Below are 14,637 nucleotides of genomic sequence, written 5' to 3' on the forward strand. Positions count from 1 at the left end.
GATTTAATTTAATCAATCTACAATTGATTAATCTGCTATTTTATAAGTGTCACAGACTTAATTCATTTCGCTATAAGGTATCCGATGATATCTGTTCCACTTTAACAAGTTGTTCTGTCGGATATACGAGCGGACCAAATTGATTGAAAATAGCAACATCGGCAGCATCACGTCCGAAACCAAGTATAACATACCCGCCAGGCGAATTTATTTGTGTTGCATCAAATGTATACCATCGATCTCCAACATAAGCTTCAAACCAAGCATGCATGTCCATAGGCTCTAAGCCATACAGATAACCAACAACAATACGGGCAGGAATGCTTAAACTGCGGCACAAGGCAATCCCCAAGTGAGCAAAATCTCGACAAACACCAAACCTTCTAATATTAACCTGACTTGCAGATAATGGTTGATTATTGCTTCCTGGTAAATAGCTAATATTGTCACGTAACCAATTGGTAATTGCAGAAACTTGATTATAACCGTATAAATGACCATTAGTTATACTTGAACTCATTTCATAAAAACAATCAGATTCGCAGTATCTGCTTGGTAATAGGTAACTAAGAACAGCATCTGGTAAATTCTGTATATCTACAAATGATGCACCAAAACCTTGGTCAATAAAATTTGAGGTTACAATTTCTGAAGAAGTCGATATTAAGAACTGCCCTGGTTGAGCAATTAATCGTTGACATAGATTGCCGTAGTTATCGGTAAATTCCATTACTGGAATACTCGGGGTGATTTTATATTCCTCTCTTTCTACCCATTGTTGGCTGCCACTACGCGGTCTCAACATAAGAATAAATGGTGTTGGTTCAGAAATCTCGAACTTTATAATGCAACTGGTACGTAAACGCATATATCTGAATTTTTGAATACTTAAATTATGGCGCATCGACGAACCTAGTATTGAAGATAACATTTAAAGTAACACCTTATACTTCTCGCCATTAAACCTTAAAAGCTTATTTAATATTTTTGGTGCGATATTTGCTAACTTTAAACGAAATAACAGAAACTTGTTAACGAGAGTATCTTTACGGTCACGCATTTTCTTATCCATGATATTTTTGGTGCTTATTGCATCGGTATTAATTGCCGGGGTAACGGTGTATCAATATCGCGAACAGTCTAAGGATTACCATGAAAATAGAATGGAACGTAAAGAGGAGCAAATACGACAAAGTATTGACCTCGCTATTCAAAAAACAACGTATCCCGTTACAACGGAGAACCTAGATCTAATTTTTAAGAATGAGATTTATGAAATTGCCGTAGTGCAGAACATGAATTTCAATATCTATAGTTTAGAAGGAGAACTTATAAAAAGTTCGCGACCTAAATTTGCCAACGATTCTATTTCTATGTGCTTAGATCCTGAGGTATTGAACAAATTGGAGATAAGTCCAGATAAACGTTACATACGTGAAAATGCTTTGGCAGGTGATAAATACCAAGCTTCATTTACCTATATCGCAGATCAAAAATTTAAACCTATTGGTATTCTTAACCTCCCTTATTTTGAAGACAATTCTTTCAACGATTATGAATTGAAAGAGTTTTTATTTCGCTTGTCTGGTGTGTACTTGTTAATGCTGTTATTGGCTATTGCATTTGCTTTTATCATATCTAAATACATTACCCGTTCCTTAGAAACCATTTCAACTATGATGGGGCGTACCAATCTAAATAAACAGAACAAAAAGATTTACATAGACAACCCGGGGGAAGAAATAGAAAAGCTAATTGCAGCTTATAATGGTATGATTGACGAGTTAGGTCAAAGTGCCGTAAAATTAGCTCGTAGTGAACGAGAACAAGCATGGCGCGAAATGGCAAAACAAGTAGCGCATGAAATTAAAAATCCGTTGACGCCTATGCGATTAACAGTTCAAAGTTTTGAACGAAAGTTTGATCCAAACGACCCGCAGATTCATGAAAAATTAAGGGAATACTCAGACACTTTAATTCAGCAAATAGATACTATGAGCAGTATTGCATCTGCTTTTTCAAATTTTGCAGAAATGCCAGCGCAGCAAAATGAGACATTAAATGTGGTGAAAATAGTAAAATTAGCGCTAGATATTTTTAACGAAGATTTTATACATTTCATTGCTGATGAAGAAGAAATTATTGCGAAATTAGACCGTACACAACTTATTAGGGTGGTTACTAATTTGGTTAAAAATGCCATACAAGCTGTGCCAGATGTGGAATCGCCTAGAGTTTTGGTAAGCGTAGCATCAGAAGGTGATATGGTTAAAATATCTGTAGCGGATAACGGTCATGGTATTGAAAAAGATAATGAAGAAAAAATCTTTGAACCTAAGTTTACTACCAAAACTAGTGGAATGGGATTAGGATTGGGAATGGTGAAAAATATTGTGGAAACGTATAAAGGAACCATCAAATTCACATCTCAATTAGGTAAGGGAACTGTTTTTTGTGTAAAGTTTCCAAAAGAGAACTTATAAAATTTAAAAATTACTGCTATGTCATACGAGACTATTTTAATAGAAAAAGATGCATCAACTGCAATAGTGACAATTAACCGTCCAAATAAATTGAATGCGTTAAACAAGGAAACTATTGGTGAATTACATGATGCATTTAAAGATTTGCAGAAAAATAAAAACATCAAAGCCATCATTTTAACGGGAAGCGGGGAAAAGGCATTTGTAGCAGGTGCAGATATTTCAGAGTTTTCGAACTTTAGTGAAAAGGAAGGAAAAAAATTAGCCGCAAAAGGTCAAAAACAATTGTTTGATTTTGTTGAAAATTTAAATACTCCTGTAATTGCTGCAGTTAATGGTTTTGCCTTAGGTGGCGGACTAGAATTGGCAATGGCATGTCACTTTAGAGTTGCAAGCGATAATGCTAAAATGGGTCTTCCAGAAGTGTCTTTGGGGGTAATACCTGGTTATGGTGGTACACAGCGCTTACCTCAATTAGTAGGTAAGGGTAGGGCTATGGAAATGATTATGACTGCAGGTATGATTTCTGCAGAACAGGCACATGCATATGGTTTAGTAAACCACGTAACTACGCAAGAAGATTTATTGCCGTTGTGCCATAAAATAATTTCAAGAATAACCAATAACTCATCAGTTGCTATTTCTCATGCAATAAAAGCAGTAAATGCTGGTTTTAAGAATACTGTAAATGGTTATGAGCAGGAAATTGAGGCTTTTGGTGCCTGTTTTGGAACAGATGATTTTGCCGAGGGTACTACTGCATTTTTAGAAAAAAGAAAAGCAGATTTTCCAGGTTCATGACATAAACCAAACTGGTTATGTTAAAACGTAGCGCTTTCTTATTTCTGTTCATTATCAATGTTTTAAGTTCCTTTGCTCAAGAAGAGCTTGTTTCCTATACCATTGGCGAAAAATTCCACGATAAATATCGATATTCAAACATGCTTGCCATCTCAGATGATGGAAATGAAGGTACCGTGGTAGTTCGTGCATATTACACGGGAATTGTTTTAAAGCCTAAGGGATATTTTATTGAGCATTACAATAAAGATTTAGAACTGGTTTCTGAGTATAACTATAAGTTGAAAAATGCCAATTTTATAGATGCATATGTTAGAAACGGTCAGGTCTACTTATTGTTCTTAGAGTACAATTATAATAACAGAAGCTACCAATACGAAGTTCATAGAAGTCCGTTCTCTCAATTTCAATTTACAAAAGAAACTATTTTATCTATTGCATCTGAACCTGTAGAGCAGCCTTTAGATAGAAATTTTTATAATAGAAATTTTTCATCTGGCTTTACAACATCTATTTTATTCAATGACGAAAAATCAGCATTTGCTATAACTACCCATTATAAGAAAAGAAAAGTAGATCAACACATTATTCATGTGTTCAATGCTAATTTGAACAAGATAATGGAGCATGATTTTTCTGATGAGGTGGAGGAAAAGAACTATGCTTTTGAAAATATAGCATTTTCTAAAGATTTACAGAATGTATACCTGGTAGGTAAAGCCTACTTCAAGAAAAAACGTTTTAATGCAACAGAGCGTAAGTTTCAATATGAAATGGTAAGAATTTCTAACAGTAGTAGAAGTGTACAGTCTTTCTATACTCCGGGGAAGTTCCCAGAAGCCTTGAAACCTATTTTTAGAGGTGACGAACTACTTTGTGTCGGGTTTTATGCAGATAGAAAAGATAGTAGATATAATGGTATTTCATTCTTTAGTTTAGATTCAAAATCTCTAGAAATCAAAACCGAAAAATTCAATCCGTTTTCTGAGCAGTTTATGATGGATAAATTTGGAAGGGAAGATGATAAGGCTATTAAAGATTTAGTTTTTAAAGGAATGGACATTACCAAAGAGGGAAACATCCTCTTTAATGCCGAAGAATATTTTACTAGTAATAGTGTACAGTCTAACTCTAGTGGAGGTCGTGTAATGGTAACTAGATATCACCATAATGATATTATTAGTGCAAAGCTTAGTGTTAATGGAGATTTGGTTTGGGCTAGAAATATCAATAAAACAGAAGTTACCCAAGGTGACGGTGCTTATGCATCTTACAGCTCTTACACTAAAAACAATACAACATACTTTTTTATTAGTACCTCTTCAGAAAATCCGCAGCAGCTCAGTGATGATCGTATTATGTTTAAACAAGGTTTAAGCAGAAACAGAAATGTTTTCTTAATACGTTTGGACGAAAACGGACATATGAAGTACAGTAAGGTTATAGATGATACTGAAGCTCGTTTACCTTTAATGGTTTCTGTACCATACATTAATCGCCTGAATGATGAATTAATGTTCTACGCTAAAAGAGGAACTAAAAAACAACTGGTTCAAGTAGGTGTTAAATAAGCACAATATTAGGATTTATTCCATAATTTTGGAATAAATCCTAATATTAATGAATTCTGTTTCTCCGGTTAAGGGCAGAGGTGCCCAAAAAAACACGAACAATAAATTTTCTGCGTACAGTTATGAAACCCGAGACGATTTTCTCGAATTCTGCCGTATAGAAGGGGAAATTGCCGATAGGAACAAAACTCAATACATTCCCATTTTTCCAAAATCAATAGTGAATAAAGTAACTAGCCCAGATGTGGGTATGAGTTACTCTATGAATATGTATCAAGGTTGTGAGCATGGGTGTATCTATTGTTATGCCAGAAACGCTCATGAATTTTGGGGTTATAGTGCCGGATTAGATTTTGAACGGAAAATTTTAGTAAAACATGATGCTCCAAAACTTTTAGAAGCGAAACTTAAAAGCAAAAAATGGAAAGCTTGCACTATTGTAATGTCTGGGAATACGGACTGTTATCAGCCAGCTGAACGGGAATTTGAATTAACTCGAAAATGTTTAGAGGTGTTTTTAAAGTATAGACACCCCGTAGGTATCATCACCAAGAATGCTCTTATTTTACGAGATTTGGATATACTTAAGGAATTAAATGCACACGGATTAATTGGAGTAAATATTTCCGTTACCTCATTATCTGAGGAAACAAGAAGAATATTAGAACCTAGAACTACAACAATAAAAAAAAGGCTTGAAGCTATTAAGGTGCTGTCAGAGGCTGGTATTCCTGTAAATGCAATGCTCGCTCCTATTATTCCGGGTATAAATAGTCATGAAATATTGAATTTGGCAAAAGCCGTTTCTGAACATGGTGCTGTTTCAATGGCATTTACCGTAGTACGATTAAATGGAGCTATCGGTGAAATATTCACAGATTGGATTCGTAAAACTCTACCTGACAAAGCAGAAAAAGTATTACATCAAATTCAAGATTGTCACGGTGGGTCTTTAAACGACAGTAGGTATGGGGTGCGAAGTAGAGGAGAGGGTATAATTGCTACTCAAATTCATGATATGGTAAGTTTAGCCAAACGTAAATATTTTAAAGGAAGAAACTTTCCTAAACTGAATGTCAGCTTACACGAGTCTTATAAAGACGGTCAATTAAAATTATTTTAAAACTATTGCATCTTTCTTGGGTGAATAGATTGGCCTACCAACTTCCAACTACCTTCTATTTTTTCCAGAATGCGTATTTCATAAGTGTAAGCTTTTATACCTTCTGTATTGGTAGATTCCTCATCATGACTGACCCAAGCATGATTACCATTAATATTCATTTTGTAATTAGAATTCTTAGATGTCCCACCTTGACCCATCATATTTTCTGATGGATTGATCATCATTGCTGGGGGTACATCTATACTATTTCCATCTCCCGTAGATACAAATATTCTACTATATGGTTGTATTGACCAACAATCTGCATGAGCAGCTACATCGCCAGAACGCCAAGTGGCAGATTCTTTCTCAAGAAGTGAAATAATCAGTTGTTCATCAGTTTGTCCATATCCCAAAGAAACGGTTAAAAGAAGTAGTAGAAATACGTGTTTCATTTAAAATTTATTTATGTTTTTTAAATATAGGTTAAAATGGGGTATTTCATAAACAATTGATTTAACTGTATGATAATGAGAGAAATATTTGGAATAAGTTAAAATTTTACTGTTTTAAATTAGCATGTTAAGATTAAATAGTGTGCAATAGTTTAGTACTAAAAAAATCTTTAAAAACTTTTGTTAAAATAAAGTCCAAAAGCGGAGTACGTGCGTAAATAGGTGGAATGTTATAAATATTAGAACTATTTATGAAAACCAAGAACACTACCAAAAACGATATGAAAACGTTAAAAAATAATACCGAAAAAAATGAGAAGAAATCTTTCTTTTCTAGAATCAAACATCTAATTGAAAATGCCAATGCATGGGGTATTTTCGTAATGGGTAGCACTTTTGTGCTAATGTTCGGTTCGGCTTACTTAGCTTATATATTACAAAACGATTTTACTCAATTACATCTAGAGAGAAGAAGCACAATGATTGGATTAATTTTCATGATTGTGGCCGCTGTTTTTTTCGTTTTTAAATTGAGTTTCTTCATTTATACTTTTATAAGATTTTTAAAATATAAAGCAATACCATCGGTATCAGACGAAGAATTACCAACGGTTACGGTAATTGTACCTGCATACAATGAAGGAAAACAAGTTTGGGCAACTTTAAAAAGTTTGGCTGAAAGTGATTATCCAGAACACAAAATTCAATTATTAGCTATCGACGATGGTAGTAAAGATGATACTTGGAACTGGATGTTAGAAGCTAAGAAAGAATTAGGAGATAGAGTTTCAGTTTGTCAGCAACCTAAGAATATGGGTAAGCGTCACGCCTTGTACAGAGGTTTTAATGAAGGTACAGGTGAAATATTTGTAACGGTTGATAGTGATTCTATTGTAGATAAGGATACGTTGAGGAATTTAGTAAGTCCTTTTATTGTAGATGAAAACTGTGGTGCTGTTGCAGGTAACATTCGTGTTTTAAATAATGACAAGATTTTACCTAAGATGTTAGACGTTAGTTTTGCACTTAGTTTTGAATTTGTTCGTTCTTCTGAAAGTACTTTAAATTCAGTTTTATGTACTCCAGGTGCTTTAGCAGCTTATAGAGCTACTGCAGTATTCGGTTGCTTAGATGAGTGGATCAATCAAACATTCATGGGTCAAGCATCAGATATTGGTGAAGATAGAGCAATGACAAACATGATTTTAAAGCAAGGTTTCCACGTATTATTTCAAAGAAATGCATTTGCTTATACTAATGTTCCTGAAAAATATCAAGGACTTTATAAAATGTTCATTAGATGGGGTAGAAGTAATGTACGTGAGAACATTCAAATGTCTAAGTATGTATTTACTAACTTTAGAAAAGGACCAAAAACTGGTACAAGATTATTATTCTTTAGCCAATTCTCAAGAATTGTACTTTGTTACCCATTTGTGTTGTTCATGTTAGTATTTGTACTTACACATCCATTATTATTCTTAAGTTCTACTTTCGTAAGTATATTGGTTTTATCAACTTTCCCAGTAATATTCTATGCAAAAAGATATTCTTTTTCAGAATCTATATGGGCATATTCTTACAGCGTACTTTTTACGTTCGGTTTATTCTGGATTACTCCTTATGCTATTGTAACGGCAAGTAGAAGTGGTTGGTTAACAAGAGAGTTACCACAGAAGTAAGATTACGATATAAAATTAGTAAAGGGTCTCAATGTAAATTGAGACCCTTTTTTTTATACTGTATTTTGAAAAAAATGAAACTAGCTTAGATTTTTTAAAGGATTCCATTCTTGATAAAACTGCTCTAGAAAGTCAATCATATATTGATGCCGTTCTGCTGCAAGTTGTTTTCCTGTATCGGTATTCATTTTATCTTGTAGCAATAACAATTTTTCGTAGAAGTGATTAATTGTTGGCGCTTCAGACTTTTTATATTCCTCCTTGGTCATGTCTAGGTTAGGTGGTATGCTTGGGTCATAAAGGGCTCGATTTTTAAATCCGCCATAATTAAATGCCCGTGCAATACCAATTGCGCCAATTGCGTCTAAACGATCCGCATCTTGTACTACTTTAAGCTCTTTAGATGAGAATAGTTTCTTCTTCATCTTACCATCGGTTAAACTAGCCTTAAATGAGCTATACTTGATAATATTAGTAACGTGGTTGATAGTTCTTTTTGGAACACCAAGGCTTAGTAAAAAATCTTCGGCCATTTTAGGACCAAGAGATTCGTCACCGTCATTAAATTTTGCATCAGCAATATCATGAAGAAGAGCACCAAGGCTTACAACCAAAATATTTACATCTTCCTCTTCCTTTGCGATTAACATGCTATTGTTAAAAACGCGCTGAATATGAAACCAATCATGCCCTCCTTCGGCATTTTTCAAAGTTTCTTTGACAAAGGTTATGGTTTCTTCTACAATTTCTGAGTTGGTCATTTAAAGGAATTTATCCCGCTAACTACGGAAGCTTCAATTTGTTCTATAAGTTCATCATAGTTTCCATTGTTTACAATGGGTTGTTGTACATCTAATTGAACTTTTGCACCTAAACCCATTGGAAACTGTCCAAAACGTACAAGCTTCCATGAATTATTAATGCTAATTGGAACAATCAATGCAGATGGCGCTTTTTTAAGAAGCATTTTAAGTCCCATAGGTTTAAATGGCTTTGGATGCCCGTCTCTGCTTCGCGTTCCTTCAGGAAATATTACTGCACTTCTCTTATGCTCTTCAATATAGGTACCTAACCTACCTATTTCAAGTAAGGCAGATTTACCATCGTTACGGTCAATAAGCACAGAGCCACCATGAACAAGATTAAAGGATACACTTGGTATACCTTTTCCCAATTCTTTTTTACTCACAAATTTTGGGTGGTGTTTTCGCATATACCAAATTAATGGTGGAATGTCATACATGCTTTGATGGTTGGTAACTATAATCAAAGGTCTGTCTGCAGGTAAGTCAAAGTTATTTGTAAACTTATACGTAGTTCCTAATATGTTAGTACTACGCATTAGGAAAAAATTTAACTTACTAACTACAGGTTTTAATCCGCCATACCCAAACATTTTAAAACCCAACCATTGTACGGGATGAAAAATAAGTAAACATAGCCCAAAGGACACGAAAAAAAATGGCGTAAGAATATAAGAAAGCAACTTCTGCATATTACAAAAATAAAAAACCGCTCTATTAGAGCGGTTTTTTAATCCTATTATTTTATTAGAATATAGCCTAAGCTATAAATTTTAGCAAAACTCGTCGTAAGCTTGTGCTAAATTCTGAGCTATCATTTCAGCTGGTCTACCTTCAATATGGTGACGCTCAATCATATGAACTAATTCACCATTTTTAAATAATGCCATAGAAGGAGAAGATGGAGGAAAAGGAACCATAAGGTTTCTTGCCGCATCAACAGCTTCTTTATCTACACCAGCAAATACAGTAACTGCAAAATCTGGTTTTTTATCGTTCTGTAGGCTCATTTTAGCCGCAGGTCTTGCATTAGCCGCTGCACAACCACAAACAGAGTTAACAACTACTAAAGTTGTTCCTTCCTTATTGATTGCATTTGCTACTGCATCTGCTGTATATAATTCTTCAAATCCGGCAGAAGCCAGATCATCTCTCATTGGTTTTACTAATTCTGCAGGGTACATAATCTTAAATTTTAATTAATCTATTACAAAGATAATCAATTAGTCGTAGGAGTGATCCACACCTTAACTTTTCATTGGCCTAACTTTCTATTGGTAATATTTTATCTTTGGCAAAATTGATAATACGAAATGATTAAATGGTTGGGAGCCGTAGTTGGTTTTTTTATAAGAGGTTTGTCCGGAGCGGTTTTAGGCTTTTTTGCCGGTAGTATAATAGATAATTTTTTTGGCTCGAGTAAAGGTAACGCACGTAGCGTATTTGAAGACTATACAAGACCTAATGTGACAGCTGCAGATTTTGAGCTTAATCTATTGTCATTATGTTCAATTGTCATTAAAGCAGATGGGCAAGTTAGCCAGACAGAAATGGACTATGTACGTCAGTATTTTGTGAGTACGTACGGTAAGGACAAGGCAAATGCTATTTTTAGAAGTTTTAATGAAATAAATAAAAAAGGACAGATATCTGCACAAAAGGTATGTACTTTTTTGGCACAGCGAACACGGTACGAGGTGCGTCTGCAATTGCTTCATTTCTTATTCGGTATAGCGCAGGCAGATGGTAGTATTAGTAATCCTGAAATTCAAAAAATTCGTGAAATTGCTGGTTACCTTAGGGTTTCGTTAAACGAGTTCGATAGTATTAAGGCAATGTTTGTGAAATCTGCGAACAACTCTTATAAAATTTTGGACATCTCAAAATCTGCTACAGATGCTGAGGTTAAAAAGGCATATAGGGAAATGGCTAAAAAATATCATCCAGATAGAGTAAACACTCAAGATGAGGCCATAAAAAAAGGTGCTGAAGAAAAGTTTAAACAAGTGCAGACAGCTTATGAGACTATACAAAAGGAGCGTGGTTTAAATTAAGGGAATAATCGTTTAAAATTAGAATAATGCAAGAATTTTGGTTTTATATAGAATTAGGGTTACAGCATGTGTTGGACATAAATGCATATGACCATATATTGTTTTTAGCAGCCTTGGCACTTCCTTTTACTTTTAAAAGTTGGAAAAATGTTTTGTTGCTAGCTACTGTTTTTACTTTTACACATTGTTTAGCCTTAGTGTTCTCAGCTTATGAGATATTAGTTATAGAAGCAACATGGATCGAGTTTTTGATTCCCGTAACCATAGTAAGTACGGCATTGTTCAATTTGGTTGATAGTAATGATAAGCAAGAAGATAGCACAATATGGTTCCATCTACTGGCAACAGGTTTTTTTGGACTGATACATGGTTTTGGATTCTCTAATTATTTTAAAATGATGATTATGGGAGCAGAAGATAAATTAGCGCCTTTATTGGGTTTTGCTGGCGGTATTGAAATTTCTCAAGTAATCATAGTTCTTTTGGTATTAGTGTTAGCATATGTAGTTCAAACTATACTAAAGGTCAAACAAAGTATATTCATATTGGTAGGTAGCATTTTAATTATATTAATAACACTTCCGTTACTTTATGAAACATTTCCTTTTTAAGACTGTTAAATTTTAGTTTAAGCTATTGCCTTGCATAGTAAAGCGGGTACCTTAGAGTTATGTGCTTTTTTAAAGCCGATTATAGATGAAGAAAGAAAAACAATTAAAATATGATAGGGCCTATTTAAGAATGGCCAAAGAGTGGGGTATGTTATCTTCTTGTAAGCGAAAGCAAGTGGGTGCCATAATTGTAAAAGATAGAATGATTATTTCTGACGGATACAACGGTACACCTACCGGCTTTGAGAATTATTGTGAAGATGAAGAGGGGTATACCAAATGGTATGTTTTGCATGCGGAGGCTAATGCCATACTTAAAGTAGCAGCTTCTACACAGTCTTGTCAAGGTGCTACTTTATACATCACATTATCGCCTTGTAGAGAATGTAGTAAGCTTATACACCAATCTGGCATTAAACGTGTAGTGTATCAAGTTGGGTATAAAGATGATTCTGGTTTGCAGTTTTTAGAAAAAGCCGGGGTCGAATTACAACACATGCCAGAAATAAATGTTACTATCTAACGTTTACACTAATGATGAATAAAAAATACAGTGCTCTATTCCCTTTAATTATCGCTTCTGCGCTTGCATTAGGGTTTTTTATTGGTGGAAAACTGAATTTTAACGATTCTCCAGAAAGGCTTTTTTCGACCAATTCAAAAAAGGATAAACTCAACCGACTTATAGATTACATTGACTATGAATATGTAGATGATGTTAATACGGATAGCATTGTTGATGTTACCGTAAATAGTATTTTAGAAAAACTAGATCCGCATTCAGTTTATATTTCTGAAAAAGAGATGTCTGGTGTAACTGAAAATATGAAGGGTGATTTCGTAGGTATTGGTATTAATTTTTACTCATATCACGATACTATTGCAGTTATAAAAACAGTTAAGGATGGTCCAAGTTTTGTAAAAGGCATACTACCTGGCGATCGTATCTTAATGGCAGATAAAGACACCTTATACGGTAAAGATTTTCCTAGCGAAATTATTGTAGATAAATTAAAAGGTATAGAAGGTTCTTCTGTTACTCTTACGGTATATAGAAAAGCAGAAAATAGAACGTTTGATGTAAAGGTTAGGAGGGGAATTGTTCCTTTAAAAAGTGTTGATGCGTTTTATATGCTAACCAAAGACATTGGGTATATTAAGGTCAACCGATTTGCAGAATCAACTTACAAAGAGTTTAAGGATGCCTTAGTAAGATTACAAAAGCGTGGTGCTAAGAAATTAGTGCTTGATCTGCGAGATAACCCTGGTGGCTATTTAGGTATGGCAGAGGAAATGGCAGATGAGTTTCTAGAGGATGGTAAACTTATCTTGTTCACCAAGAACAAAAAAGGTAAAATAAACAAGAGTTTTGCTACGGATGAAGGTAGTTTTGAAGATAAGCCTATTTATGTGCTTATCAACGAAAGGTCTGCATCTGCAAGTGAAATTGTTGCTGGAGCATTACAGGATAATGACGTGGGTACAATTGTAGGTCGTCGCTCTTTTGGAAAAGGATTGGTACAACGAGAAATGGCACTAGGCGATGGTTCGGCAGTAAGACTTACTGTTTCTAGATATTATACGCCTACAGGAAGAAGTATTCAAAAAACGTATGCTAACGGTACTAAAGATTATTATCAACGTTTTACAGATAGGTTCCATAGCGGAGAAATGATTTCTGTAGATAGTATTAAAGTAGCGGATTCACTAAAATTCACTACACCTAAAGGAAAAGTGGTTTATGGTGGTGGTGGTATTATTCCTGATGTGTTTGTGCCTATTGGAAGTAATGAAGAGGAAGCGGTTGAAAGTATGGATAATTTAGGTTTTCTTTCCTTCTTTGTATTTGAGCATTTAGAAGATGACCGTGAAAGATATGCTCAATATTCCCAAGAGGAATTTGTGAACGATTTTAGGGTAGATGATATTCTTTTTGAAAAATTTGTAGAGTATTCTGTAAATAGAAATTTAAGAATGAATTTTTATGACTACGAGAAAAGTATCAAGCAGTTTTTAAAAGCTAACATTGCTGAACAGTTATTTAATACCAATATACACGCTAAAATAAAAGCAGATGAAGACCTCATGCTTCAAAAGGTACTAGAATTAGATAGTGGTAGTATTATTGAGCAAGAAGAATCTAGCCGTATAAAAGCCAGTAATTAATCCTTATTTACTTTGTCTTGAATCTTTTTGCTGGTAATAAATACCAATAGAAGAACTATAGCGCATAAAGAAGCCATAATTCCTATAAGTGCTATTGTGCTGTTTTTTTCAAATGGGTCTGCAAAATTTACCAAGGTTACATTATAGGCTATAAGACCTATTGCAACTACTATAAAAATAATGGATATTGTCTTGCTCATAAACTTGTTTTTATAAAAATACAACCTTCTAGTGGTCTAGAAAAGTTCATTAATGTTTGCTGCAAATAATTTAACAGCAATTGCCATAAGAATTACACCAAATACTTTTCTAATAACATTTACTCCGTTTTTACCCAACATTTTTTCAATTTTTACCGACGATTTAAGTACGATAAAAACAAAAATAATATTCACGATAATTGCGATAATAATGTTTTCTACAAAGTATTCAGCTCTTAAAGAAAGTAAAGATGTTAGCGTACCCGCTCCTGCAATTAATGGAAAGGCAATAGGCACTATAGAAGCACTTTCAGGTTCATCATCTTTATATAGCTGAATGCCTAAAATCATTTCAATAGCTAAAAAGAATATGATGAATGCACCGGCAACAGCAAATGAATTTACATCTATTCCTATTAAATTTAAAATCTCTTCTCCAAGAAATAGAAACGCCACCATAATAACAGCGGCAACAACAGATGCCTTTTCAGATTGAATATGACCTACCTTTTTTCTAAGCCCAATAATAATAGGAATACTACCTAAAATATCAATTACAGCAAACAACACCATACTTGCGGTAGCGATCTCCCTTAAATCAAAATGAAATTCCATCCTTCAAATTTTTTGCAAATTTACGTTTATAAATATGCACTTGGATGTTTATTCTTAAAATTTTCTAAGACCATTGCCTTTTAAAAAAATG

16 protein-coding genes are annotated in these 14,637 nt (G+C 34.2%); 9 read left to right on the forward strand and 7 right to left on the reverse strand.

From position 1 onward, the window contains the following. Positions 1-70 precede the first annotated feature (70 nt). Positions 71-868, reverse strand: a complete 798-nt coding sequence (locus BM296_RS04580) for a transglutaminase domain-containing protein (protein WP_091901768.1) — start codon at positions 866-868, stop codon at positions 71-73. Between the two features lie 202 nt (positions 869-1,070). Here BM296_RS04580 and BM296_RS04585 point away from each other — a divergent pair, with 202 nt between their 5' ends. From BM296_RS04585 to BM296_RS04600, 4 genes are read left to right on the forward strand one after another with little or no spacing between them, the layout of a single operon-like run. Further along, complete coding sequence (locus tag BM296_RS04585) at positions 1,071-2,483, forward strand: sensor histidine kinase (RefSeq protein WP_091901770.1); 1,413 nt, start codon at positions 1,071-1,073, stop codon at positions 2,481-2,483. An 18-nt stretch (positions 2,484-2,501) separates the two neighbouring features. Next, the gene (locus BM296_RS04590; RefSeq protein ID WP_091901772.1) at positions 2,502-3,284 is read left to right on the forward strand and encodes an enoyl-CoA hydratase/isomerase family protein; all 783 of its coding nucleotides are present in this window, start codon (positions 2,502-2,504) and stop codon (positions 3,282-3,284) included. Between the two features lie 17 nt (positions 3,285-3,301). Next, positions 3,302-4,855 (forward strand): hypothetical protein, encoded by a 1,554-nt coding sequence (locus BM296_RS04595; protein WP_091901774.1) that lies wholly within the window; start codon positions 3,302-3,304, stop codon positions 4,853-4,855. Positions 4,856-4,904: 49 nt separating this feature from the next. After that, positions 4,905-5,978 carry a PA0069 family radical SAM protein gene (locus tag BM296_RS04600; protein ID WP_091901776.1) on the forward strand — a complete coding sequence of 358 codons (1,074 nt, stop codon included), beginning with the start codon at positions 4,905-4,907 and terminating at the stop codon, positions 5,976-5,978. 2 nt (positions 5,979-5,980) lie between these two features. Here BM296_RS04600 and BM296_RS04605 read toward each other — a convergent pair whose 3' ends face one another. Continuing rightward, positions 5,981-6,415 (reverse strand): endo-arabinase, encoded by a 435-nt coding sequence (locus tag BM296_RS04605; RefSeq protein WP_091901778.1) that lies wholly within the window; start codon positions 6,413-6,415, stop codon positions 5,981-5,983. A gap of 251 nt (positions 6,416-6,666) precedes the next feature. On the opposite strand from BM296_RS04605, the gene BM296_RS04610 reads away from it, so the two are divergent. After that, positions 6,667-8,097, forward strand: a complete 1,431-nt coding sequence (locus tag BM296_RS04610) for a glycosyltransferase family 2 protein (protein ID WP_394365296.1) — start codon at positions 6,667-6,669, stop codon at positions 8,095-8,097. Between the two features lie 80 nt (positions 8,098-8,177). On the opposite strand, the gene BM296_RS04615 is transcribed toward BM296_RS04610, so the two are convergent. From BM296_RS04615 to BM296_RS04625, 3 genes are all read right to left on the reverse strand, one after another. Beyond that, positions 8,178-8,858 (reverse strand): HD domain-containing protein, encoded by a 681-nt coding sequence (locus BM296_RS04615; RefSeq protein WP_091901780.1) that lies wholly within the window; start codon positions 8,856-8,858, stop codon positions 8,178-8,180. Next, positions 8,855-9,439, reverse strand: a complete 585-nt coding sequence (locus tag BM296_RS04620; RefSeq protein ID WP_317041476.1) for a lysophospholipid acyltransferase family protein — start codon at positions 9,437-9,439, stop codon at positions 8,855-8,857. The genes BM296_RS04615 and BM296_RS04620 overlap by 4 nt, the downstream gene beginning before the upstream one ends. A 234-nt stretch (positions 9,440-9,673) precedes the next feature. Then, a complete protein-coding gene (locus BM296_RS04625; RefSeq protein WP_027065332.1) occupies positions 9,674-10,084 on the reverse strand; it encodes a BrxA/BrxB family bacilliredoxin in 411 nt (136 codons plus the stop codon). 129 nt (positions 10,085-10,213) lie between these two features. Here BM296_RS04625 and BM296_RS04630 point away from each other — a divergent pair, with 129 nt between their 5' ends. The 4 genes from BM296_RS04630 to BM296_RS04645 all read left to right on the forward strand — a co-directional run bounded on the left by BM296_RS04630 (position 10,214) and on the right by BM296_RS04645 (position 13,731). After that, positions 10,214-10,954 (forward strand): TerB family tellurite resistance protein, encoded by a 741-nt coding sequence (locus tag BM296_RS04630; RefSeq protein WP_027065331.1) that lies wholly within the window; start codon positions 10,214-10,216, stop codon positions 10,952-10,954. Between the two features lie 26 nt (positions 10,955-10,980). Continuing rightward, positions 10,981-11,565 (forward strand): HupE/UreJ family protein, encoded by a 585-nt coding sequence (locus tag BM296_RS04635; protein WP_091901784.1) that lies wholly within the window; start codon positions 10,981-10,983, stop codon positions 11,563-11,565. A gap of 85 nt (positions 11,566-11,650) precedes the next feature. After that, positions 11,651-12,088 carry a deoxycytidylate deaminase gene (locus BM296_RS04640; protein ID WP_027065329.1) on the forward strand — a complete coding sequence of 146 codons (438 nt, stop codon included), beginning with the start codon at positions 11,651-11,653 and terminating at the stop codon, positions 12,086-12,088. Positions 12,089-12,102: 14 nt separating this feature from the next. Continuing rightward, positions 12,103-13,731 carry a S41 family peptidase gene (locus BM296_RS04645; RefSeq protein ID WP_027065328.1) on the forward strand — a complete coding sequence of 543 codons (1,629 nt, stop codon included), beginning with the start codon at positions 12,103-12,105 and terminating at the stop codon, positions 13,729-13,731. On the opposite strand, the gene BM296_RS04650 is transcribed toward BM296_RS04645, so the two are convergent. After that, positions 13,728-13,931, reverse strand: coding sequence for a hypothetical protein (locus BM296_RS04650; RefSeq protein ID WP_091901786.1), 204 nt, complete (start codon positions 13,929-13,931; stop codon positions 13,728-13,730). The genes BM296_RS04645 and BM296_RS04650 overlap by 4 nt on opposite strands. A 36-nt stretch (positions 13,932-13,967) precedes the next feature. After that, entirely contained in the window at positions 13,968-14,546 is a 579-nt protein-coding gene (locus BM296_RS04655; protein WP_027065326.1) for a MarC family protein, read from the reverse strand. Positions 14,547-14,637: the final 91 nt, after the last annotated feature.

Origin of the sequence: Maribacter stanieri, from assembly GCF_900112245.1 — a bacterium.
GTDB classification, from domain to species: Bacteria; Bacteroidota; Bacteroidia; order Flavobacteriales; family Flavobacteriaceae; genus Maribacter; species Maribacter stanieri.

What these genes read in the sequence shown, in the direction of transcription:
- BM296_RS04645 (WP_027065328.1), top strand. Translation starts at nt 12,103, where the DNA reads ATGAATAAAAAATACAGTGCTCTATTCCCTTTAATTATCGCTTCTGCG.
- BM296_RS04600 (WP_091901776.1), top strand. Translation starts at nt 4,905, where the DNA reads ATGAATTCTGTTTCTCCGGTTAAGGGCAGAGGTGCCCAAAAAAACACG.
- BM296_RS04625 (WP_027065332.1), bottom strand. Translation starts at nt 10,084, where the DNA reads ATGTACCCTGCAGAATTAGTAAAACCAATGAGAGATGATCTGGCTTCT.
- BM296_RS04650 (WP_091901786.1), bottom strand. Translation starts at nt 13,931, where the DNA reads ATGAGCAAGACAATATCCATTATTTTTATAGTAGTTGCAATAGGTCTT.
- BM296_RS04620 (WP_317041476.1), bottom strand. Translation starts at nt 9,439, where the DNA reads ATGCGTAGTACTAACATATTAGGAACTACGTATAAGTTTACAAATAAC.
- BM296_RS04585 (WP_091901770.1), top strand. Translation starts at nt 1,071, where the DNA reads ATGATATTTTTGGTGCTTATTGCATCGGTATTAATTGCCGGGGTAACG.
- BM296_RS04640 (WP_027065329.1), top strand. Translation starts at nt 11,651, where the DNA reads ATGAAGAAAGAAAAACAATTAAAATATGATAGGGCCTATTTAAGAATG.
- BM296_RS04595 (WP_091901774.1), top strand. Translation starts at nt 3,302, where the DNA reads ATGTTAAAACGTAGCGCTTTCTTATTTCTGTTCATTATCAATGTTTTA.
- BM296_RS04630 (WP_027065331.1), top strand. Translation starts at nt 10,214, where the DNA reads ATGATTAAATGGTTGGGAGCCGTAGTTGGTTTTTTTATAAGAGGTTTG.
- BM296_RS04635 (WP_091901784.1), top strand. Translation starts at nt 10,981, where the DNA reads ATGCAAGAATTTTGGTTTTATATAGAATTAGGGTTACAGCATGTGTTG.
- BM296_RS04655 (WP_027065326.1), bottom strand. Translation starts at nt 14,546, where the DNA reads ATGGAATTTCATTTTGATTTAAGGGAGATCGCTACCGCAAGTATGGTG.
- BM296_RS04610 (WP_394365296.1), top strand. Translation starts at nt 6,667, where the DNA reads ATGAAAACCAAGAACACTACCAAAAACGATATGAAAACGTTAAAAAAT.
- BM296_RS04590 (WP_091901772.1), top strand. Translation starts at nt 2,502, where the DNA reads ATGTCATACGAGACTATTTTAATAGAAAAAGATGCATCAACTGCAATA.
- BM296_RS04615 (WP_091901780.1), bottom strand. Translation starts at nt 8,858, where the DNA reads ATGACCAACTCAGAAATTGTAGAAGAAACCATAACCTTTGTCAAAGAA.
- BM296_RS04580 (WP_091901768.1), bottom strand. Translation starts at nt 868, where the DNA reads ATGCGTTTACGTACCAGTTGCATTATAAAGTTCGAGATTTCTGAACCA.
- BM296_RS04605 (WP_091901778.1), bottom strand. Translation starts at nt 6,415, where the DNA reads ATGAAACACGTATTTCTACTACTTCTTTTAACCGTTTCTTTGGGATAT.